This is a genomic window from Microbacterium sp. 2RAF4, from assembly GCF_052115285.1.
Classification (GTDB): domain Bacteria; phylum Actinomycetota; class Actinomycetes; order Actinomycetales; family Microbacteriaceae; genus Microbacterium; species Microbacterium oxydans.
On the sequence record NZ_JBFRGI010000002.1, the window covers coordinates 976,786 to 997,520 of the forward strand.

15 protein-coding genes are annotated in these 20,735 nt (G+C 68.9%); 2 read left to right on the forward strand and 13 right to left on the reverse strand.

Translation table 11 applies throughout. The features are described from left to right. Positions 1-26 precede the first annotated feature (26 nt). From AB4070_RS09195 to AB4070_RS09215, 5 genes are all read right to left on the reverse strand, one after another. On the reverse strand, positions 27-947 hold the full coding sequence (locus AB4070_RS09195) for an aldose 1-epimerase family protein (RefSeq protein WP_441979812.1): 921 nt from the start codon (positions 945-947) through the stop codon (positions 27-29). Continuing rightward, positions 944-2,467 carry an L-arabinose isomerase gene (araA, locus tag AB4070_RS09200; RefSeq protein ID WP_441979813.1) on the reverse strand — a complete coding sequence of 508 codons (1,524 nt, stop codon included), beginning with the start codon at positions 2,465-2,467 and terminating at the stop codon, positions 944-946. The genes AB4070_RS09195 and araA overlap by 4 nt, the downstream gene beginning before the upstream one ends. A 9-nt stretch (positions 2,468-2,476) precedes the next feature. Then, positions 2,477-4,060: a xylulokinase gene (locus AB4070_RS09205; RefSeq protein ID WP_441979814.1), complete on the reverse strand. Its 1,584-nt coding sequence runs from the start codon at positions 4,058-4,060 to the stop codon at positions 2,477-2,479. After that, on the reverse strand, positions 4,057-4,776 hold the full coding sequence (locus AB4070_RS09210) for an L-ribulose-5-phosphate 4-epimerase (protein ID WP_441979815.1): 720 nt from the start codon (positions 4,774-4,776) through the stop codon (positions 4,057-4,059). The genes AB4070_RS09205 and AB4070_RS09210 overlap by 4 nt, the downstream gene beginning before the upstream one ends. Before the next feature lie 90 nt (positions 4,777-4,866). Beyond that, positions 4,867-5,874, reverse strand: coding sequence for a LacI family DNA-binding transcriptional regulator (locus tag AB4070_RS09215; protein ID WP_441979816.1), 1,008 nt, complete (start codon positions 5,872-5,874; stop codon positions 4,867-4,869). A 57-nt stretch (positions 5,875-5,931) separates the two neighbouring features. On the opposite strand from AB4070_RS09215, the gene AB4070_RS09220 reads away from it, so the two are divergent. Then, positions 5,932-6,777, forward strand: coding sequence for an NAD-dependent epimerase/dehydratase family protein (locus AB4070_RS09220; protein WP_441979817.1), 846 nt, complete (start codon positions 5,932-5,934; stop codon positions 6,775-6,777). An 80-nt stretch (positions 6,778-6,857) separates the two neighbouring features. On the opposite strand, the gene AB4070_RS09225 is transcribed toward AB4070_RS09220, so the two are convergent. The 8 genes from AB4070_RS09225 to AB4070_RS09260 all read right to left on the reverse strand — a co-directional run bounded on the left by AB4070_RS09225 (position 6,858) and on the right by AB4070_RS09260 (position 19,547). After that, positions 6,858-7,895 carry an ABC transporter permease gene (locus tag AB4070_RS09225; protein ID WP_441979818.1) on the reverse strand — a complete coding sequence of 346 codons (1,038 nt, stop codon included), beginning with the start codon at positions 7,893-7,895 and terminating at the stop codon, positions 6,858-6,860. Then, positions 7,892-8,971, reverse strand: coding sequence for an ABC transporter permease (locus tag AB4070_RS09230; RefSeq protein ID WP_441979819.1), 1,080 nt, complete (start codon positions 8,969-8,971; stop codon positions 7,892-7,894). The genes AB4070_RS09225 and AB4070_RS09230 overlap by 4 nt, the downstream gene beginning before the upstream one ends. Beyond that, positions 8,968-10,575, reverse strand: a complete 1,608-nt coding sequence (locus AB4070_RS09235; RefSeq protein ID WP_441979820.1) for a sugar ABC transporter ATP-binding protein — start codon at positions 10,573-10,575, stop codon at positions 8,968-8,970. The genes AB4070_RS09230 and AB4070_RS09235 overlap by 4 nt, the downstream gene beginning before the upstream one ends. A 78-nt stretch (positions 10,576-10,653) precedes the next feature. Then, positions 10,654-11,652, reverse strand: a complete 999-nt coding sequence (locus tag AB4070_RS09240; protein ID WP_441979821.1) for a substrate-binding domain-containing protein — start codon at positions 11,650-11,652, stop codon at positions 10,654-10,656. Between the two features lie 182 nt (positions 11,653-11,834). Next, on the reverse strand, positions 11,835-13,376 hold the full coding sequence (locus AB4070_RS09245; protein WP_441979822.1) for a sugar ABC transporter ATP-binding protein: 1,542 nt from the start codon (positions 13,374-13,376) through the stop codon (positions 11,835-11,837). After that, positions 13,376-14,395: a LacI family DNA-binding transcriptional regulator gene (locus AB4070_RS09250; protein WP_441979823.1), complete on the reverse strand. Its 1,020-nt coding sequence runs from the start codon at positions 14,393-14,395 to the stop codon at positions 13,376-13,378. Before AB4070_RS09250 ends, AB4070_RS09245 begins: the two co-directional genes overlap by 1 nt. A gap of 154 nt (positions 14,396-14,549) precedes the next feature. Next, a complete protein-coding gene (locus tag AB4070_RS09255) occupies positions 14,550-17,696 on the reverse strand; it encodes a carbohydrate binding domain-containing protein (RefSeq protein ID WP_441979824.1) in 3,147 nt (1,048 codons plus the stop codon). Positions 17,697-18,287: 591 nt separating this feature from the next. After that, complete coding sequence (locus AB4070_RS09260) at positions 18,288-19,547, reverse strand: D-arabinono-1,4-lactone oxidase (RefSeq protein ID WP_441979825.1); 1,260 nt, start codon at positions 19,545-19,547, stop codon at positions 18,288-18,290. A 74-nt stretch (positions 19,548-19,621) separates the two neighbouring features. Here AB4070_RS09260 and AB4070_RS09265 point away from each other — a divergent pair, with 74 nt between their 5' ends. After that, entirely contained in the window at positions 19,622-20,668 is a 1,047-nt protein-coding gene (locus AB4070_RS09265) for a LacI family DNA-binding transcriptional regulator (RefSeq protein ID WP_441979826.1), read from the forward strand. The last annotated feature ends 67 nt before the right edge of the window (positions 20,669-20,735 follow it).

Here is a 20,735-nt window from a genome sequence, read left to right on the forward strand (position 1 = left end):
CGGGCTGTCATATCGCGACGGGAGCGCTAGATGGCGAAGATCCTCCACGAAGCCGTGTGCGTGGCGTCGGGGGCGAGGGTGACGAGGTCGATGCCGGAGTTGAACGCGTCGGGCGGGCACGTCATCGGCTCGACCGCCAGACCGATGCGATGCGTCGCGGGGACGGCCGGGGTGTCCGCGGTGTGCACCTGCACCCACGGGCACCGGTCATCCCACGCCATGCCGACGCCACCGCCCCGGTCCTCGAGCAGGCGCACCTCGGCGAATCCGTCGGTGCGGGTGAGGGCGGTGAACGCGTGATCGATGAAGACGTCACCGATCCGCCTCGCCTCGCGGAAGTCCCACTGCGGATGCTGCGACACCGGTTCGACCGCCACCGGGCTCAGCCGATCCGGCGTCACGGTGAGGACCTCGGCCGCGGGGAGCGACAGCGACCAGTCGTCCACCATGCCCTGACCCGCCACGAGGTACGGATGCGGTCCGGTGCCCCAGGGCGCTGCATCGGTCCCGACGTTGTGCGCGGTGACCGTCTGGTGCAGCCCCTCGACATCGAGCCGGTACTCGACCTCGACCTCGATGCGGAACGGATACCCCGACTGCGGCACGATCACCGCTGCGAGAACCACCCGATCGTCCTGCACGAGCCGGCGCTCGAAGTCGACCCAGGTGAGCAGTCCGTGCAGTGCGTGTCCGCGTTCGGGCTCGGTCAGTGGCAGCTGGTGCTCTTCTCCGTCGAACCGGTAGCGACCGTCGACGATGCGGTTCGGCCACGGGGCGAGCGTCGCACCGCGGTATCCGGGTCGCACCGCGTCCGCGTCGAAGGGTACGGTGAGGTCGCGACCGCCCCACGTCAAGGTGCGCAGTGTCGCGCCGATGCTCGCGATCTCCGCACGGTAGCCGTGGGCGGAGATGGAGAGCTGACGCCCGGAACGCGCGATCGCCGTCACAGGCCCTGAGCCAGACGGTAATAGGCCTGGTTCCACCGCACCTGCTTCTGGAACTCCGGGAGCGTCGTGCCCTCGTCGATCACGAGCAGTTCGATCTCGGCCATCTCGGCGAAGTCGCGGAAGGCCTCGATGCCCACCGCGGTGGACATGACCGTGTGATGCGCGGCTCCCGCGGTGAGCCAGGCGGCCGCGCTCGTGGTGAAGTCGGGTTGCGGCTTCCAGACCGCACGACCGACCGGGAGCTGGGGCAGAGCGGCGCGCGGCGGCACGTTCTCCACCACGTTCGCGGTCAGCCGGAAACGATCGCGCATGTCGGTCAGCGCCACCACGACGGCGGGACCGGGGTCGGCGGTGAACACCAGGCGCACCGGGTCGTCCTTTCCCCCGATGCCGAGCGGGTGGAGCTCGAGCGTGGGCTTCGCCGTGGTCAGCGACGGCGACACCTCGAGCATGTGCGCTCCGAGGATCAGTTCATCACCCGGGGTCATGTCGTAGGTGTAGTCCTCCATGAGGCTCGCCCCACCGGGCAGACCCGCACCCATGACGTTCGCGATCCGCACGAGCACGGCCGTCTTCCAGTCGCCCTCGGCACCGAAGCCGTAGCCCTCCGCCATCAGCCGCTGCACCGCGAGACCGGGGAGCTGCTTCAGCGCGCCCAGGTCCTCGAACGAGGTGGTGAACGCTCCGAAGCCGCCCTCCTCGAGGAACGAGCGCAGCCCGACCTCGATCGCGGCGCCGTCGCGCAACGCCGAGTGCCGGTCTCCCCCGCGCCGGAGCTCGGGCGCGACCTCGTACGACTCCTCGTACTCCGCGATCAGGGCGTCGATCGCGGAGTCGGAGGCTGCGGCCACCGCTTCCGCCAGCTCGTTGATCCCCCAGGTGTTGACCTGTACGCCGAGACGCAGCTCCGCCTCGGTCTTGTCGCCCTCGGTGACGGCGACGAAGCGCATGTTGTCGCCGAAGCGCGCGAGCTTCAGGTCTCGGGAAGCTGCGAGGCCCGCCGCCGCCCGCTGCCAGGTGCCGAGCTCACGTCGCAGACGCGGGTCGGAGGCATGCCCGACGATGGTCTTGCGCGGCACGCCCAGACGCGTCTGGATGTAGCCGAACTCGCGGTCACCGTGCGCGGCCTGGTTGAGGTTCATGAAGTCGAAGTCGATGTCGGCCCACGGCAGCTCGACATTGGCCTGGGTGTGCAGATGCGCGAGCGGCTTCTGCAGTGCGTCGAGGCCGGCGATCCACATCTTCGCCGGGCTGAAGGTGTGCATCCAGGCGACGAGTCCGATGACCCGGTCGTCCGCGTTGGCTTCGAGCGCGGTGCGCTTGATGGCCGCAGCATCCGTCAGCACCGGCTTCCAGACGATGGTCACCGGCACCTCCGGCGATTCGTCGAGCACTCGGGCGATCTCCTGCGACTGCGCCGCGACCTGCGCGAGGGTCTCGGGTCCGTAGAGGTGCTGGCTGCCGGTGAGGAACCACACCTCGTAGCCGTCGAGCGAGGTGGTGAGCGGAGTACGGGTCATGAGCGGTCCTTAGAGTGAGGCGACGGCGGCGGCCTCGACGGCCAGCCCCGCCCGGTAGCGGTCGAGATACGCGGAGAAGCCGGCGACGTCGGCCGGATCGGGGTCTACGGTGACGAGGGATGCCGAGGCGAACACGCGCTGATCCAGATACTCGGTCAGCGTGAGATCGTCGGCTTCGGAGAGGTAGGAGGCGAGCACGGCGATGCCCCACGCGCCGCCTTCTGCCGCGAGCTCTCCCACAGCGACACGGGCGCCGAGCGCGCCGGCGAGGAAGCGCTGCGCCACGCCGGCCGTGCGGAACATGCCGCCGTGCGCGAACATCCGGTCGAGCTGCACCCCCTCGGCGGCGAGTACCCGCATCCCGAGGGTGAGCGTGGCGAACACGCCGTACACCTGGGAGCGCATGAAGTTCGGCAGCGTGAGAGCACTGCTGGGCGTGCGCACGAACAGGGGACGGCCCTCGACCAGCCCGGCGATGGGCTCCCCCGCGAGGTGGTTGTAGGCGAGCAGCCCTCCCGCGTCCGCCGCTCCCTCGAGCGCCTCACGGAACAGCACGTCGAACGCGGCATCGTCCGTTGTCGGGTTCCCGCTGGCGGCCGCGAAACGGGTGAACAGACCCGCCCACGCGGCGAGCTCGCTGGCACCGTTGTTGCAGTGCACCATCGCCACCTCGTCCCCCGCCGGCGTGGTCACGAGATCGAGTTCGCGGTGCACCTCGGAGAGCGGATGCTCCAGCACGACCATCGCGAAGATGCTGGTGCCGGCGCTCACGTTCCCGGTTCGCGGGGCGACGGAATTCGTGGCGACCATGCCCGTTCCCGCATCGCCTTCCGGAGGACAGAGCGGGATGCCGGGTCGCAGGCCGCCCCGTGGATCGAGCAGCGCCGCCCCCTCGGCCGTCAGCGCACCGGCCGCGGCACCGGCGGGGAGCACGGCGGGCAGGAGACGGGCCACGGGCACGGGCAGACGCTCGCCGACGACGGCGTCATAGGCCCCGAGCATCCGCGCGTCGTAGTCGCCGGTCGCGGGGTCGATCGGGAACATGCCGGACGCGTCGCCGACACCGAGCACGCGCTCCCCCGTCAGCCGGTGGTGCACATAGCCGGCGAGCGTGGTGATGCTCGCGATCCGGGAGAGGTGCGGCTCGTCGTCGAGCACCGCCTGGTGCAGGTGCGCGATCGACCAGCGGAGGGGGATGTTGACGCCGAAGAGCTCCCCCAGCTCGGCGGAAGCGGTGCCCGTGTGGGTGTTGCGCCACGTGCGGAACGACACCAGCAGTTCGCCCGACGCGTCGAAGGCGAGGTAGCCGTGCATCATCGCCGAGACCCCGATGGCGCCGAACGTGTCCGGACGGATGCCGTGACGTCGCTCGGCATCGTCGATCAGTGCCGTGTACGCCGCCTGCACACCGCTCCACACCTCATCGATCGGGTAGGTCCAGAGCCCGTCAGCGAGCCTGTTCTCCCACGAGAAGGAGCCGGTGGCGAGCACCTCGGTCGGCTCGGGGCCGATCAGACAGGCCTTGATGCGGGTCGAGCCCAGCTCGATGCCGAGGCTCGTGCGCCCGTCCCTGATGTCGTCGACGGCGCTCATCGACGGGTGTCCTCGCTCTGGCCGTACACGTTCTGGTAGCGGTCGAAGAGACGGTCGACCTCGGACTGCGCGATCGGGATCAGAGGTCCGGCCTCGCGGGCGATGTGCACCGTGCGGGCGACGTCTTCGACCATGACGGCGGCCTTCACGGCGTCCTTCGCATCCGAGCCGATCGTGAACGGGCCGTGGTTCTGCATGAGCACCGCCCTGGAGCGGTGCCCGCTGAGGGTGTCGACGATGCCGCGGCCGATCGAATCGTCGCCGATGACGGCGAACGGCCCGATCGGGATCGGCCCACCGAACTCATCGGCCATCGCGGTGATGACGCAGGGGATCTCCTCGCCCCGTGCGGCCCAGGCGACGGCGTACGTCGAGTGCGTGTGCACGACGCCGCCGACCTCCGGCATGTGCCGATAGACGTAGGCATGCGCGGCGGTGTCGCTCGACGGAGAACGATCGCTGCCCGGTGTGCCGGGGATCACCGCGCCGTCGAGATCGCAGAGGATCATGTTCTCGGGCCGCAGGTCGTCGTAGCTCACGCCGCTGGGCTTGATCACGAACAGGTCTGCTCCGGGCACACGGCCCGACACGTTCCCCCCGGTCCAGACCACCAGTCCGTAGCGGACCAGTTCGCCGTGCAGGCGGGCCACGTCGGCACGGATCGTCGCGATCGCGTGTTCGATGTCGGGTGCGAAGGTGGGGGCGTCGTCGCTCACAGCTGCCTCAAGAGTTCTCAGCCGGCCACTGTGACCGGTCACAGAAGTGTGTCACGCGACCGCGCGAACCGTCAACACCGGGGCAGCAGGTCAGCGAGGAGGAGCGACGGAGGAGCGCGCGACCAGGACGGGGGCCACGGGCGGCAGGGCGGAGGCGGCCTCGCCACCGCCGATCGCCGCGGCGACCGCCCGCCGCGCGAGCTCCTCGAAATCCTGACGCACGGTCGTGAGCGCCGGCCAGTAGTACGCGGCATCCGGGGCATCGTCGAAGCCGACCACACTGACGTCCCCCGGAACCGCGAGCCCGGCCTCGTGCAGAGCGCTCAGCAGACCGAGCGCCATCTGGTCGTTGGCCGCGAACACCGCCGTCACACCGGATCGCCGCACCGCCTCGACAGCCGCGTAGCCGGACCCCGCCGACCAGTCGCCCTGGATCACCGGGCCGGACACCAGCCCGCGGGACGCGAGCTCCGCAGCGAACCCTTCGGCGCGCGACTCCGCCTCGAGCCAGTCCGCCGGTCCGGCGAGGTGCGCGATGTGCGTGTGCCCGACCTCGGCGAGCGCAGCGACCGCCAACCGCGCCCCGGCCGCCTGGTCGACGGACAGACCCGTCGCCCCCAGGCCTGCGGAGTGCAGCGTCACGACCGGTACGTCGATGCGCAGCTCCCCGAGGGCCTCGAGCGTCTGGGCATGGGGTGCGACGACGACGATCCCCTCCACTCCCTGGACGACGAGATGATCGACCGCGGCGACCACGGCCCGGACGTCCGCCGCATCCGCGAAGGCGGCGCTCACCCAGTAGCCGGCCTCGCGGGCGGAGGCCTCCAGCGCAGCGAGACTGCGCGACGGACCGTACTGCAGCGCGTCCGAGGCCAGCACGCCGAGCGTCCGGGACCGGCGGGTGCCCAGGGCACGGGCGGCATTGTTCATCCGGTAGCCGAGCTCCACCATCGCGGAGACCACGCGCTCCTTGGTGTCCGGGGCGACGTCGGGGTGGTCGTTCAGCACCCGTGACACGGTCTGTCGGGACACTCCGGCGCGGGCGGCGACGTCACGGACGCCGATGGGTCGGCCGCGGCCGCTGCTGGTGTCACTCACGCCGACGAGTGTACGGCTTTCGCCGCCGGCATCCCGCGGTCGTGGCACTCTGGTCACATGCGCATCGCTCTCACCGGCTCATCGGGCAAGCTCGGACGCGTCGTCGCCCGCGAACTCCGCGCGAGCGGCTACGACGTCATCGGCATGGACCTCGCCGGAGACCGCGGACCCGGCTTCGTGCAGGTCGACCTGACCGACTACGGCCAGGTGGTCGACGCGTTCACCGCGGTCGGCGACCAGCATGACGGGGTCGACGCCGTGGTGCACCTCGGGGCGATCCCCGCGCCCGGCATCCGCACCGACGTCGCCACCTTCCACAACAACATGCCCGCCACGTTCAACGTGTTCTGGGCCGCGGTGCGCCTGGGCATCACCCGCATCGTGTACGCATCGAGCGAGACGGTGCTCGGCCTGCCGTTCGATGTGCCACCGCCTTACGTGCCAGTGGACGAGGAGTATCCCGCGCGCCCCGAGTCCGTGTACTCGCTCGTGAAGACGCTCGAGGAGCAGCTCGCGACCGAGCTCGTGCGCTGGCACCCCGACCTGTCCATCACGGCGCTGCGCTTCTCGAATGTCATGGTGCCGGAAGACTATGCCGCGTTCCCGTCGTTCGACGCCGATGCGCTCGCGCGCAAGTGGAACCTCTGGGGCTACATCGACGCCCGCGACGGAGCACAGGCCGTGCAGCGGGCGCTCGAGGTGGCGCCCACCGGTTTCGAGACGTACATCATCGCGGCAGCCGACACCGTCATGTCGCGCCCGAACGCGGAGTTGCTGGCCGAGGTGTTCCCCGGGGTCCCCGTGACCCGCGAGGTGGGCCCGAACGAGACGCTCCTGTCGATCGACAAGGCGCGCCGCGTACTGGGCTACGTGCCGCAGCACTCCTGGCGCGACCACATCTGACACCGTTCCGGTCGCGATATTCCACCTTCGTCGGGCGACGGAGCTGGAATATCGCGACGGGAACGGCGGCACCGCGGCGGCTACTCCTTCTTGCGCGTCACCACCCGCTGCAGCAGCACGAAGACCAGGAGGATGCCACCGGTGATGATGGTGGTCATCTCGGGAGGGATGCCGCCGTCGCGCGTGATCAGCACGTTCATGAGCCCGAGCACCAGTGCGCCGACGACGGAGCCGAGCACGTAGCCGTATGCTCCCGTGAGCACCGTGCCGCCGATGACAGCGGCCGCGATCGCGTCGAGCTCCCACCCGATGCCGGTGATGTTCTGAGCCGTGCCGAGACGCGCCGTGTAGAGCACGGCGGCCAACCCCGCGAGTCCACCGCTGATCACGTAGACGAGGACCTTGGTGCGCCACACCGGGAGCCCCATCAGGAGCGCGGAGCTCTCGGAGCCGCCGATCGCGTAGACCGTGCGCCCGGTGCGGGTGCGGTGCAGCACGAAGAACGCCACGAGCACGACGACGACCGCGATGATCACGGCCGGAGTGATGACGAGGTCGTTCACCTTCGGACCGTCGATGATCTTCAGCTGCACGCCGATCCAGCGCAGCGGAGAGTCCTCCCCCAGACGCTCAGGGGTGGTGCTGAGCAGCGAGGCGAGTCCGCGACCGAGGAACATCATGGCCAGCGTCGCGATGAAGGGCTGCACGTTGAAGTACCTGATCAGGATGCCGGACACGAGGCCGAACGCCGCTCCGGCGCCGATCATGACGGCGATCACGGCGAAGGCGTTCCACCCCGCGTTGGCGAGCATGACCCCGGCGACCGAGGAGAACGCGATGACGGATCCCACCGAGAGGTCGATGCCTCCGGTGATGATCACGAACGTCATCGCGACGGCGAGCACGATCAGGTGCGCGTTGTTGATGAGCAGGTTGGACAGCGTGTTGAACTGCACGACGCGCCCGTACGCGATCTCCCCGTACACGACCATCGCCACGAAGATGACGACGGATGCGATCGTCGGGAGGACCGACGGGTTCGCGAGGATCAGCCGCCGGATGCGGCCCACCGGATCAACACGCTGCGGCGGCACGGTGGCGTCGATCAGAGCGGTCATGCGTTCGCCTCCTCTTTGAGGGATTCTTGGGCGGGGGTGGTCGAGACGACCCGTCGTCGCGTGCGGAACCAGCTGCGCACCCGTTCCGACTGCAGCAGACACAGCACGACGATCACGATCGCCTTGAAGGCGGGCGTCGCCGACGACGACACCCCGAGATAGAGCACGGTCTTGTCGAGCGTCGCGATGAGCAGCGCACCGACGAACGCCCCACTGAGGGAGAACTTGCCACCGGCGAGCGACGCCCCGCCGATCACCACTGCGAGGATGGCGTCGAGCTCGAGCTGATAGCCGGTGCGGGAGATGTCGACGGTCATGACGCTGCCCACCGACATGATGCCGGCCACTCCGGCGAGGAGGCCGCTGAGCACATACGCCGTCAGCAGCAGTCCCGCCGGCTTGATCCCGGCCATGCGACTCGCCTTGGGATTGATGCCGATCGCCTCGATCATGAGGCCCAGAGCGCTGCGACGAACCACTGCGCCGACCGCGAGCACGATCAGCACGGCCAGGATGAAGACCACCGGGATGCCGATCAGGTAGCCGTTCGAGATCCAGCGGAACGGGGCGCTCGTCGCCGAGGTGTTCTGCCCGCCCGTGATCACCTTGGCGATGCCTCGCCCTGCGAGCATGAGGACGAGCGTCGCGATGAACGGTTGCAGCCCGATGTAGGCGACGAGGACTCCGTTCACTGCCCCCAGGATGGCCGTGACCAGCAGCGCGAGCCCGACGGCGGCGAACGCGACGCCCACCGACTCCGAGTCACCGGCCGCGCGGAGGAACTCCATCGAGACCGCGCCGGCCACCGCCATCAGCGAGCCGACGGAGAGGTCGATGCCACCGGTCGCGATCACGAGGGACATGCCGATCGCGATCATCATCACGGGTGCCGCCTGGCGGAGGATGTCGATCACGTTGCCGACCAGATTCCCGTTGTTCGGGTTGATCGTCACCGCCAGGTACGTCGGATCCTTCATCACGTTCAGCGCCAGCAGCGCCACGATGGCGACGATGCCCCAGAAGAACGGCTTGCGGATGAGGTCATGCCAGAAGGTCGTGCCGGCTGCGGCGGTCATCGCGCGCCCTCGCTCTCGGTGGTGGGGACGACGGCCTCGGGGAGCGCCCCCTCCGCGTCGTCGAGTGTCTCGGCGGCGGCCTCCAGCCCGTGCGCGGCGATGACGTCGACGATCTCCTGCGCCGTCACATCCGGTCCGTTCTGGATCTCGCCGATCTTGCGGTGATCCTTGATGACGACGATGCGCTCGGAGAGTCGCACCACCTCCTCGAGCTCGGAGGAGATGAACACCACGGCGACGCCGTCCTCGGCGAGCTGCGCGACGGTCTCCTGGATCTCGGCTTTGGCACCGATGTCGATCCCGCGGGTCGGCTCGTCCAGGATCAGCAGATCGGGCGATGTCGCGAGCCAGCGGCCGAGGAGCACCTTCTGCTGGTTGCCGCCGGAGAGGTTCTTGATCATCCGGTGGGGGTCTGCGGGGCGCACGTTGAGCTCGTCGATGTACTTCCGGACGATCGCGTCCTGCTCCTTGCGAGACATCGGACGCGCCCAGCCGCGCTTGGCCTGAACCGCGAGGATGATGTTCTCCCGCACGGTGAGATCGCCGACGATGCCCTCGTCGCGGCGGTTCTCCGTCGAGAACGCGATGCGACGGGCGAGCGCGTCCGAAGGGGACCTCAGGTCGGTGCGGGTGCCGTCGAGGGCGATGGTCCCCTCGTCGGCGCGGTCGGCTCCGTAGAGCAGTCGCGCGAGTTCGGTGCGGCCGGCGCCGAGCAGTCCGGCGAAGCCGACGACCTCACCTCGGCGGATCTCGATGTCGGTCGCCTCGACCGCTCCGCGCCGTGCGATCCCCGATGCCGAGAGCAGCGGCTTCTCCGCGGGGTCGCGCGGTTCGCGTCGGCGGTTGCCCCCGAGGGAGGTGAGGGCGTCGAGGTCTTTGCCGATCATGGTCGAGATGAGGGCGTGGCGATCGAGCTCGCTCGTGAGGTACTCGCCCTCGTACCGTCCGTTGCGCAGCACGGTGAGCCGATCGCTGATCGCGTAGATCTGGTCGAGGAAGTGGGAGACGAACAGGATGGCGACGCCCTGATCGCGCAGGGAGCGGATGACCGTGAACAGCCCCTCGACCTCGGCGGCATCGAGGCTCGAGGTCGGCTCGTCGAGGATCAGGACCTTGGCGTCGACGGCCATCGCCCGGCTGATCGCGACCAGCTGCTGCATCGCGATCGAGAGCGTCGAGAGCGGCTTGTGGGTGTCCAGCCCCTGCAGGCCCAGCCGCCCGAGCGCCGCCGTGGCCGCGCGGTGGGTGGCCCGCCAGTTGATGTCGAACAGGCCGCGCACCTCGTGTCCGAGCATCACGTTCTCGCCGATGGAGAGGTTCGGGGCGAGGTTGACCTCCTGGTACACGGTCGAGATGCCTGCGGCCTGCGCGTCTCCGGTGCCGCTGAAGCTGCGCTCCTCCCCGCCGACCACGATCGTTCCGGAGTCGATCGTGTAGACACCCGTGAGTGCCTTGATCAGGGTCGACTTGCCGGCACCGTTCTCTCCCATGAGGGCGTGCACCTCACCGGGGAAGAGGCGGAAGTCGACGCCGTCGAGCGCCTTGACGCCGGGGAACTCGATCGAGATCCCTCGCATCTCGACGATGGGCCGTTCTTGGTTCATCGCTGTCTCTCCGTCTGAGAAGCCGGGTGGCGCAGACCTCGCTGCACCACCCGGCGTGAGGCCGAAGCCTCGGGGTGATCAGTACTTGCGGTCGGCCAGAACGGCCTTGGCCGCGTCGGCGGAGTCGAACGCCTTGCTGGGGACGATGATGTAGGAGTCGACGGACTCTCCGGCCAGCGTCTTCTTCACCACGTCGAGCGCGGTCTCGCCGAACAGCGGGTTGTACTCGTGCACGTAGCTGAGCTGCCCTTCGGCGAGGGCCTCCATCGCGCTCTTGGTGCCGTCGATCGTCGCGATCTTGACGTCGGTGCCGATCGCCAGGCCGGCTTCCTCCGCTGCCTGGGCCGCGCCGAGACCCATCTCGTCGTTCTGTGCGAACACGAACTGGATGTCGTTGTTGTTGGCCTTCAGCATCGTCTCGAAGACGCTCTTGCCCTCTTCCGCCGACCAGTTCGCCGTCTGGGAGTCGAGCTTGGTCAACGACGAGTCGCCGAGGCCCTCCTCGAAGCCCTTGTTGCGCTCGTTGACCACACCGACACCGGCCGGGCCCTCGAGCACGACGTAGTTGCCGCCCTCGGGGAAGGCGGATGCCGCCCACGTGCCGACCTCCTTGGCGACCTCGACGTTGTCGGGCGCGATCCGGGTCACGTAGAGGCTGTCGTCGTTCGGCTCGATCCCGCGGTCCAGCAGGATCACGGGGATCTCCGCCTCCTGGGCACGCTTGAGCGAGTCCTCCCACCCGGATGCCTCGGTGGCCGAGAGCAGGATGACATCGACGCCCGCATCGACGAACGACGTGAACGCGTCGATCTGCGACTTCTGGTCGAGGTTGGTGGCCGGGGCGTACTTGAGGTCGAATCCGGCATCCTCGGTGAAGGTCTCCTGGATGTTGCGCTCGTTGGCCTCTCGCCACGCGCCTTCGGGACCGACGGCGACGAATCCGACGGTCGTCACCTCTCCCCCGTCACCGCTGCCGCTGTCGTCCGACCCGCCGGTCGAGCAGGCGGCGAGGCCGATCGCGAGCACTCCTGCGGCTGCCAGACCCATCGCCGCGCGCATGCGCTTCTTCACGGACATTTCTCCTCCTTGAGACGCCGGCATGAACCGGCAAACCGTTTCGGACCGATCGTGGTCCTGGTGATTGCAGGACCACCCTGAGGCCGTCCTGCTGGCGATGTTACCGGGAACAAACTCTGGAACACAACGTCGATTTGAAAAATGGCGCTTCTTCGATGAGGTCCGGCTGTTACCGGACACAACTAGTGCAGGAGTGGCTCGATATCCGCGGCGATCATCTCGACCACCGTGTCGACCGTCACTCCCGGACCGTTGCTGAGCTCGCCGATCTTCTCGCGGTCCTTCAGGACGATGATCCGGTCGCTCACCCGCACGACCTCCTCGAGCTCGGAGGAGATGAACACCACCGCGACGCCACCGGCCGCGAGCTCGCTGACCCGGCGCTGGATGTCGAGCTTCGCCGCGATGTCGATCCCCCGCGTCGGCTCGTCGAGGATCAGCACGTGCGGGCGGACCGCGAGCGCACGTGCGAGCAGGACCTTCTGCTGGGCTCCCCCCGAGAGCATCTTCACGGGGCGGTCGATGTCGACGGGATCGAGGTGCAGGCCCTCCACGTAGGCGTCGATCAGCGCCTCGGATTCCCCCGCCGACAGCGGTCGCGACCACCCACGCAACGCCTGCAGCGAGAGGAGGATGTTCTCCCGTGCCGTGAGGTCGCCGATGATTCCCTGCGTGCGGCGGTTCTCCGTCGACATCGCGATCCGGTGATGCAGCGCGACGGAGGGGCTGCGCAGCTCCACGCGCTCGCCGTCGACCCACACCTCGCCGGAGTCGGCACGCGCGACACCGGACAGCAGACTCGCGAGCTCGGTTCTGCCGGAACCGCGCAGGCCCGCGAAGCCGACGATCTCCCCCCGCTGCATCTCGACGTCGGTGCCGCCCATCTCACCGCGGCGCCCGAGGTCCAGAGCCCGGAGCGCAGGCAGACCGTCGGAGGCGTAGTGGTGGGACGTGCGCTCCGATCGGAGCGCCCGCAGGCTCTCGATGTCCTTGCCCAGCATCTGGGAGATCAGCTCGGCTCTGTCCAGATCGTGCGTCGCGCTCTCCGCGACGAGGCGACCGCCCCGCAGGACCGTCATGCGGTCACTGATCGCGAAGGCCTGCTCGAGGAAGTGCGACACGAACAGGATCGCGACTCCGCGTTGGCGGAGGCTGCGGATGACGCGCATCAGGGTGGCGACCTCGGCCTGGTCGAGGCTCGACGTGGGCTCGTCGAGCACCAGCACGTCCGGGTCGTCGACCACGGAGCGCGCCAGGGCGACGAGCTGTTTCTGCGCCGGAGACAGCAGGGCGACCGGCGTCCGGGGATCGAGATCGTCCAGCCCCAGTCGGGCGAGCGCCTGAGCCGCGTCGGTCCGGGTACGGCGCCAGTCGATGCCGAAGCGACCTCGCCGCTCGCGGCCCAGCATCACGTTCTCGGCGACGGTGAGGTTCGGACTCAACTGCGTCTCCTGGAACACGGTCGCGATTCCCGCTGCCCTGCTGTCCGCGACTCCGGAGAATCGACGCTGCTCTCCCGCGATCGTCACGGTCCCCGCCGCCGGCGTGCATGTTCCGGTCAGCACGGCGATGAGCGTGGACTTGCCTGCTCCGTTCTCGCCCATGAGCGCGTGCACCTCACCGGGGAACAGACGGAAATCGACGCCGTCCAGCGCGCGCACCCCGGGGAATTCGACGGTGATCCCGGAGAGCTCGACGACCGGCTGCTGTCCGACGGCGGACATCACCGCGCCTCCCGCGGAGGCGCGGTCGAGGCCCGCGTGACGATCTCGGTGGGGATGCGGGTGAACGCGGGGATCTCGCGCTCCTCGATCGCGGCGCGCAGCGTCTCGACCACTGCGACGCCGAGGGCATGGAAGTCCTGGCGGATCGTGGTCAGCGGCGGGAGGAAATGTCGCGCCAGGGGCACATCGTCGAAGCCGACGACGCTGAGATCCCCCGGGACGCTGAAGCCCTTGTCGTGCAGACCGTGGATGAGCCCGATGGCCATGTCGTCGTTCGCCGCGAAGACGGCCGTGTAGTCCGGGAGCCTGTTGAGCCCCATCGCGAAGTCGTAGGCGAAGTCGGCAGACCAGTCACCGACCACGATCGGACGCTCACGGATACCCCACGACTTCGCCCTCGAGTGGAATGCACGCTCGCGAGCACGGGCGTCGAGCCAGTCCAGCGGACCGGAGATGTGCAGGATGTCCCGGTGTCCGAGCGCCACCAGGTGATCCACGAGCAGTGTGGTGCCGGCGTGCTGATCGATCGACACCGTCAGGAAGGTGGGGTCGGCGTCGGCCTTCACGACGAGCATCGGCACGTTGATGACCACACGGCGCAGCGCCGCCACGGACGACGATCTCGGCGCGATCACGCATAGCGCGTCGACCCCCTGCGTCATGAGGGTCTCGACGGCCTCCTGCGGCGAGAGGCCGTCGCCTTCGTGGAGTGCGATCTGGGCGACCGAGTAGTCGGCCCCGCGGGCGGCGAGCTCGACGGCGCTCAGGATGCTGGTGGGCCCGAAGGCACCGGGACTCTCGACGAGCACGCCGATGCGCCGGGACCGCTGCGTCGCGAGAGCCCTCGCCACGAGGTTGGGGCGGTAGTCGAGCTCTTCGATCGCTTCGAGCACCCGGCGTCGCGTGTCGGGCTTGATGTTGGGATGGTCGTTCAGCACCCGGGACACCGTCATGTGCGACACGCCGGCGATCACCGCCACCTGGCGGATGTTGGGTTTGTCCGAGCCGACGCTCACCATACACACCTCCGTCGGCCCCGCCTTGAGCGATGTTACCGAGAACACCATCGGGCGCGCAATGGCGGGTGAGAGCCCGTCCCCTCCCCCTGCGGGGGGCAGTGAGAGGGGACGGGCCGAAGAGGGTCGGTCGCCGCCGGGAAGCGGCGCCCTCACCTCACTCCGTCTCAGCCTCCCCGGCTGAGCGGCGGCCTCGGCGGCGCAGGATCCAGAGCCCGGATCCGAGTGCCAGGAGCAGCGCACCGAGCCACGCCGCCGTCAGCGACGCACTCGCGTCGCCTCCGGTGGTCGCGAGGGAGCCGTCGGAACCGGTGGCGACACCACCGCCGGTTCCGCCGACGCTGCCGCCGACGCTGCCGCCGCCGGTTCCGCCGTCAGTGCCGCCGTCCGTTCCGCCGTCGGTCCCACCGCCCGTGTTCGCGCGGGTGACGGCGAGCGGCAACCGCGCGAGTTCCGTCTCGCCATCACGCAGCACGATGTGGTGCGCTCCAGCCGTCGTGTCAGCAGGGATCGTGACGGTCGCCTCGAGCCGGCCGTCCGCGGTGGTGGCGGTCGCGAGCGCGCGGTACGTGCTCTCGATGCCGATCTCCACCTCGTCGGCCGTCACCCCGGTGGCGGTCACGGTGAGCGAGCCTCCGGCAGCGACCGTCGAAGCCGACAGCTTCACGCTCAGCTGAGCCCCAGGGACGTCATCGATCGCGGCGAACGCCCAGTTGTCGACCTCGAACAGGTCGCTGTCGGCGTCAGCACCCTCGGCGCCGGCGAAGACGAAGAACACGTCGTGCTCGCCGGTGGCGCCGCTGACCTCTGCCTCGACCTTCGTCCACTCGCCGATCGGACCGTCGACCGGGATCTCGGCCACGACAGGACCATCGACATCGTCCAGGCGCACCTGGATGCTGCTTCCGGCGACCAGGGGCTTCACCGTGGCGGACACCGTCTTCGCTCCGGAGCCGAAGTCGACCCCGGAGATGCCGGAGAAGTCCCCGTCATCGATGCCGGAGAGCACCATGTTGCCCGCCCCGTTGTGCTCGGCGAACTCCACCGAGGCCGCATCCGTCTTGGCCGTGGTGATACCGAGCTGCCATGCCAGGGTCTCCGCCTCGAAGGTGCGGTACGGATCGAAGCTCTCGACCTGCGGGACGCCGGCCTTGGTGCCGACGATCGGCTTGATGGTGCCGTCCTGGTTGAACTCGAGCTTGTCGATGTGAACGGAGCGGTAGCCCTGGGTGGCACCCGGTGTCCCGAGAGCCGCGGCCCATGCCGCTCCGCGCGTCTGCGCGTGATACGTGAAGTATGTCTCGCCCTTGTACGTGAACATGTCGGAGTGGTTGTTGCCGCCGTTGCCCGCTCCGAAGAACGTGCCCTGGTTCTGGAACGCCACGCCCGCGTACTCCGAGGAGCCCAGCTTCATCGGGTCATCGGTCATCATGTAGGCGATCGCGCCCCGCGACGGGTACAGTCCCGGAGCCTCGTTCACCTGGAAGTTCGACGAGTACGAGTAGTAGTACTTGCCGTCGCGCTTGAACATGCTGGAAGCCTCGAACATACCGGGGGCATCGATCTCGACCGGGTCGCCGTCGAGGGTGACCATGTCGTCCTTCAGCTTCACGACTCTGGTCGACTTGGGGTTCTGCGGCCCCTGCACGTTCGGCGAGGTGCCGATCTGCGAGTTGCCACCGAAGTACAGGTAGCCCTGTCCGTCGTCGTCGATGAACACCTCGGGGTCGAACAGCCACATCCCTGCAGGGAAGCCACCGGCGGCGATGTAGTCGCGCGACACCGTGTCGGGGATGATCTTCTTGCCGAGCGGATCCTCCCACGGACCGAGCGGCGAGCCGCCGACGACGACCGCCGTGCCGGTCCCGCTGTCGCAGAAGTAGAGGTAGACCTTGCCGTCCTTCTCGATCGCGGCCGGAGCCCAGGAGTTGCGGGCCCACGGAGCGGCTCCGCCCTCACGCGCGATCGGCACGGAGCCGTGGTCGACCCAGTTGACCATGTCGGTCGTGGACATCACATTGAGCCGGGTGATCCCGCCGTAGCCGTTGGACTGCGTCGGCAGACCGTTCTCGTCCTTGCTGTTCAGGTCGTACTGCTGCGTGTCATCGGTGGAGTAGATGTACAGGCGGCCGTTGTAGACGAGGTGATGCGGATCGGCACCGAACTTGTGCCCGACGAGCGGGTTGTGATCGCCGACCGGCTTGGTCTGGACGTTCTCCAGGCTCGTGAAGGCGGGGACCTCGGGAGCATCGGCGATCTTCACGAGCGAGAGATCGTCGACCGAGAAGTCCTGCAGCGCCTCGGAACCCCAAGGCGACTCCACGAACAGCCAGCCCGCCGCGACGTGCTTGGCCTCGGCCGTGAACTCCTGGGAGAACGTTCCCCACTCGCCCTTCGTGAAGGTGTGCCCGTAGTCGGCGCATCCGTTGAAGTTCGTGGGGCAGAACGTGAAGTTGAACTGCTGGGTGGCGTTGCCCTCGTCGTACTTGAGCGTGCCGGTGAGACGGTAGGAGGCACCCAGCTCGATCTTGTCCGCGACGTTCGCGAACGGACCCGACTGCGTGTTCTCGCGGCCGGTGACCTTCAGGGAGTGCGCGCCGCTCGCCGCATCGTCGCTCAGTGCCAGAGTGCCGCCGCGAGGGCTGGTCCAGCCGTTCAGGTCGGAGACGAACCGGCCGTCCGGCAACAGGTTGCCCGGCACCGCCGGAGGCTCGGACACTGCGGCGCCGTCGGCAGTGGTCAGCGAGACGTCATCGATCACGAACGACTGCACGTCGGTGTTCCAGGGGGTCTCGACGAAGAGGATGTCGTAGTCGGCGGACAGCGGAGTGAACGATTTCTGGACGGTCGCCCACTCGCCGGCGGTGGCCGTGGTGGAGGCCACGACGTCGCACCGGCTCCGAGTCGAGGTGCACAGCACCACGTTGAAGTCCTGCGAGGCACGACCTGCGTCGAACTTCAACGACAGCGACAGATCGTATGACCGATCCATCTGCAACAAGCCCGTCACCGTCGAGGTCGGCCCTGATTGGAAGCTGGAGCGACCGCTGATCGCAAGCGCCTTCGACCCGGTACGGGCATCCGTGCTCTCCGCGAGCGTTCCGCCCAGAGGTGCGGTCCACCCCGACAGCCCGGACTCGAAAGTGCCGTTCTGGATGATGTTCGACGGAGCAGCGAAGGCCGCGCCCGGCATGGCCACGGCGGTCACGGACGACGCGACGAGGGCAGCGACCCCCAGTAGCGCCGCCGGGCGCGATGTGGATCGGCTGCGCTGCCGATCGGTGGATCTGCGGTGTGTTTTCACGGGTTTCTCCTTGTGGATCGATTCGCTAGAGGGCGCACGAGCGCACGCCGACGACGGCCTTTCCCGCACGGGAGAAGACCGCAGAGGACGGAGCTCAGGCGGAGGTGGGAAGCGACCGGCAGCGTCCGTCGCGGCGGATGGGCCGTTGGACGGGTTCCGGTCCCCTTGTGGGGTCTATGAGGCTGACGCATCGACCGGTGCCGACGGAGGCGGTCCTCCGGGCGCTCGGCGTCATGGCGTCGCGAGGGAGATGCTCAGCGCGGGGGCTGATCCTGCCGCGATCCGCGCGCCGGGCAGGGGCCGGCGGCACCGCGATCGGGTCGACAGGGACGACTTCCGGTGACGCTGTTCATGCACTCTCCTCCTTGAGATACCGGGCCCTGCACCAGGCGGATCCGGCGGCCCGACGGGCCGTGTGATGATGACTTCTGCGTTGATGTTACCGGTAACAGATTTCGGAACACAAGATGCTTCCGGTCGGGCGCCCGTTCCGGTCGCGATATTCCACCTTCGTCGGGCGACGGAGCTGGAATATCGCGACAGGAACGGCGGCTACGGGCCCGGGTACAGGCGCAGGGCCAGGGCCAGCGACTAGAGGCCCAGACGCTGCAGGTACGGGTTGACCAGCCGACGGTCCGGGTCGTAGCGGGCGGCGAGCGCGGCGAAGTCGGCCCAGCGCGGGTAGCGCGTGCGCACCTCGGCGCCGTCGAGCGTGAACACCTTGCCCCAGTGCGGTCGGGCCGTGCCGGGGAGGGCGGCCTCGATCGCCGGCAGCAGCTCTCGCACCCCCGCCTCGTCCGGGCGCCAGGTGAAGTGGATTCCGACGACGTCAGCGCCGGAGGACGAGCTGAGCCACAGATCGTCCGCGCGCACCGTGCGGATCTCGCTCACCAGGAGCAGCGGGGCGATGCGTCCGGCGAGCGTGCGCACGGCCTGGATCGACGCGACAGCGTCCGCTCGCGGGACGAGGTACTCGCTCTGCAGCTCGGCACCGGCCGATGGGGTGAAGTCGAGCTTGAAATGGGCCAGCCGCTCGAACCAGGGACCGGCGACCCCGAGCTGCTCCGTGCACGCGACGGGGTCGACACCGAGGATGGGGTGTCTCTTGCTCACCGCCGGCACGGCCCCGAGCCGCTCGAACAGGGACTCCCGCGCGGCCTCACGCGCTTCCGGCAGGCGCTGCTTCACCCAGATCTGGTCGACTGCGTCGGTGTGCTCCCAGGTCGAGAACAGGCTCACGCTGGTGCCGATCGAGGTGACCGCATCGAAGTCGGCGAGCACCGCGTCCCAGTCCGGGCGCTCGAAGACGTGCTGTGCCACCTGATAGGTCGGCTCGACGTCGAGCGTCACGTCGAGGACGACTCCGAGCGCGCCGAGGCTCACGACCGCACCGTCGAAGTCGGCATCCCCACGCTGCAACACGCGCGTCTCGCCGGAGGGTGTGAGGATCGTGAGGCCCCGCACCGCGCTCGCGAGCGAACCGATCGCATCGCCGGAGCCGTGCGTTCCGGTGGCGATGGCCCCGGCGACGGAGATGTGCGGCAGCGAGGCCAGGTTCGCGAGTGCCAGTCCTTCGGCCTCGAGCAGAGGGGCGATGTCGCCGTAGCGCGCACCACCGGAGACGCGCACGGCCGTGCGGTCCGCATGGACCTCGCACACCATGGGGAGGCGATCCAGCGCGATGAGCAGGCCCTCGGTGTCGGCGATGTCGTTGAAGCAGTGCCGCGAGCCGAGCACGCGCACCGGTCCGCCGCGGTCGAGCAGGTCACCGAGCTCATCGACCGACGCGGGGTGGGCGAGGGTCGAGGCCCGGTAGGTGAGGTTGCCTGCCCAGTTGCGCTCGGTCGTCATGGCGCCATGATAGCCACGCCCCGATTACATCGATGCAGTCGGGCCGCATCGAACCTCGGCGATAGGCTGACCGGATGACAGCGCCGCCCCCGCCCCGTGCCACGATGAAGGACGTCGCCGCCCTTGCAGGGGTGTCGCCCAAGACGGTCTCGAACGTGGTGACCGGCACCGTCCCGGTCAATGAGAGCACCCGCGCCAAGGTCGAGTCGGCGATGGCGCAGCTCGACTTCGTCCCGAACCTCAGCGCCAGGGGGCTGCGCAAGGGGCGCTCCGGCATCATCGCGGTCGCCCTTCCCGATCTCGCGACCGCATTCTCGGCGGAGCTCGTCCATCGCATCGTCGAAGCCGCCCACGAGCGGGGCCTCGCCGTGCAGATCGAGGAGACGGCCTCGGAACCGGAGCGCGAGAAGGAGCTGGTCTCCCGCGCCAGGGCACACCTGGTCGACGGCCTCATCCTCAACCCGATCCGCCTCGAGGACAGCGTGCTGAAGTACGCCGATCGCCTTCCTCCGCTCGTGGTCATCGGCGAGGTGGAGCAGAACCGCGCCGATCATGTGCGCATCGACAGCCGCCGGGCCGCTGCCGACGCGACACGACACGTGCTGTCCCGCGGCGCGACGCGGATCGCCGTCGTGGGCGCGGACGATGATCCGTCGATCGCGACGGCCACGAGCAGGCTGCGCCTCGAGGGCGTGCACGATGCGCTCCGCGAGGCCGGCATCCCCCGGGATCCGGCTCTCGAGATCAATCGCCTGCCCTGGTCGATGGACGGAGGCGCGGAGGCGGTGCGCCTGCTGCTGGAGCGTCGCGTGCCCTTCGACGCGATCGTGGCTTTCACGGATTCGCTCGCCCTCGGCGCTCTGCACACTCTGCACGACAACGGCATCGGGGTGCCGGACGACGTCATCGTGACGGGCTTCGATGACGTGGAGTTCTCGCGCTTCACCTCCCCGGCACTGACCTCCGTGGCATTCGATCGACGGGCGTTCGCGATCGCGGCGCTCGGTCTGCTCGAGTCCCGGATGGACGATCGCACGGCTCCCCCACGCGCACTCACACTGTCGCACCACCTCCTCGAGCGCGCCAGCACGCAGGGTCGCCCGTCCGGCCACCGCCCCTGACGGCGGCGCACGCCACGACGATGCGCGCCGTGACGGCGAACGCTTGCGCCGTCGATTACATCGATGT

Bases quoted from the DNA above. Each gene is read 5' to 3' on its own strand.
- araA (WP_441979813.1), bottom strand. From the start codon at position 2,467: ATGACCCGTACTCCGCTCACCACCTCGCTCGACGGCTACGAGGTGTGG.
- AB4070_RS09205 (WP_441979814.1), bottom strand. From the start codon at position 4,060: ATGAGCGCCGTCGACGACATCAGGGACGGGCGCACGAGCCTCGGCATC.
- AB4070_RS09220 (WP_441979817.1), top strand. From the start codon at position 5,932: ATGCGCATCGCTCTCACCGGCTCATCGGGCAAGCTCGGACGCGTCGTC.
- AB4070_RS09225 (WP_441979818.1), bottom strand. From the start codon at position 7,895: ATGACCGCTCTGATCGACGCCACCGTGCCGCCGCAGCGTGTTGATCCG.
- AB4070_RS09230 (WP_441979819.1), bottom strand. From the start codon at position 8,971: ATGACCGCCGCAGCCGGCACGACCTTCTGGCATGACCTCATCCGCAAG.
- AB4070_RS09235 (WP_441979820.1), bottom strand. From the start codon at position 10,575: ATGAACCAAGAACGGCCCATCGTCGAGATGCGAGGGATCTCGATCGAG.
- AB4070_RS09240 (WP_441979821.1), bottom strand. From the start codon at position 11,652: ATGTCCGTGAAGAAGCGCATGCGCGCGGCGATGGGTCTGGCAGCCGCA.
- AB4070_RS09245 (WP_441979822.1), bottom strand. From the start codon at position 13,376: ATGTCCGCCGTCGGACAGCAGCCGGTCGTCGAGCTCTCCGGGATCACC.
- AB4070_RS09250 (WP_441979823.1), bottom strand. From the start codon at position 14,395: ATGGTGAGCGTCGGCTCGGACAAACCCAACATCCGCCAGGTGGCGGTG.
- AB4070_RS09260 (WP_441979825.1), bottom strand. From the start codon at position 19,547: ATGACGACCGAGCGCAACTGGGCAGGCAACCTCACCTACCGGGCCTCG.
- AB4070_RS09265 (WP_441979826.1), top strand. From the start codon at position 19,622: ATGACAGCGCCGCCCCCGCCCCGTGCCACGATGAAGGACGTCGCCGCC.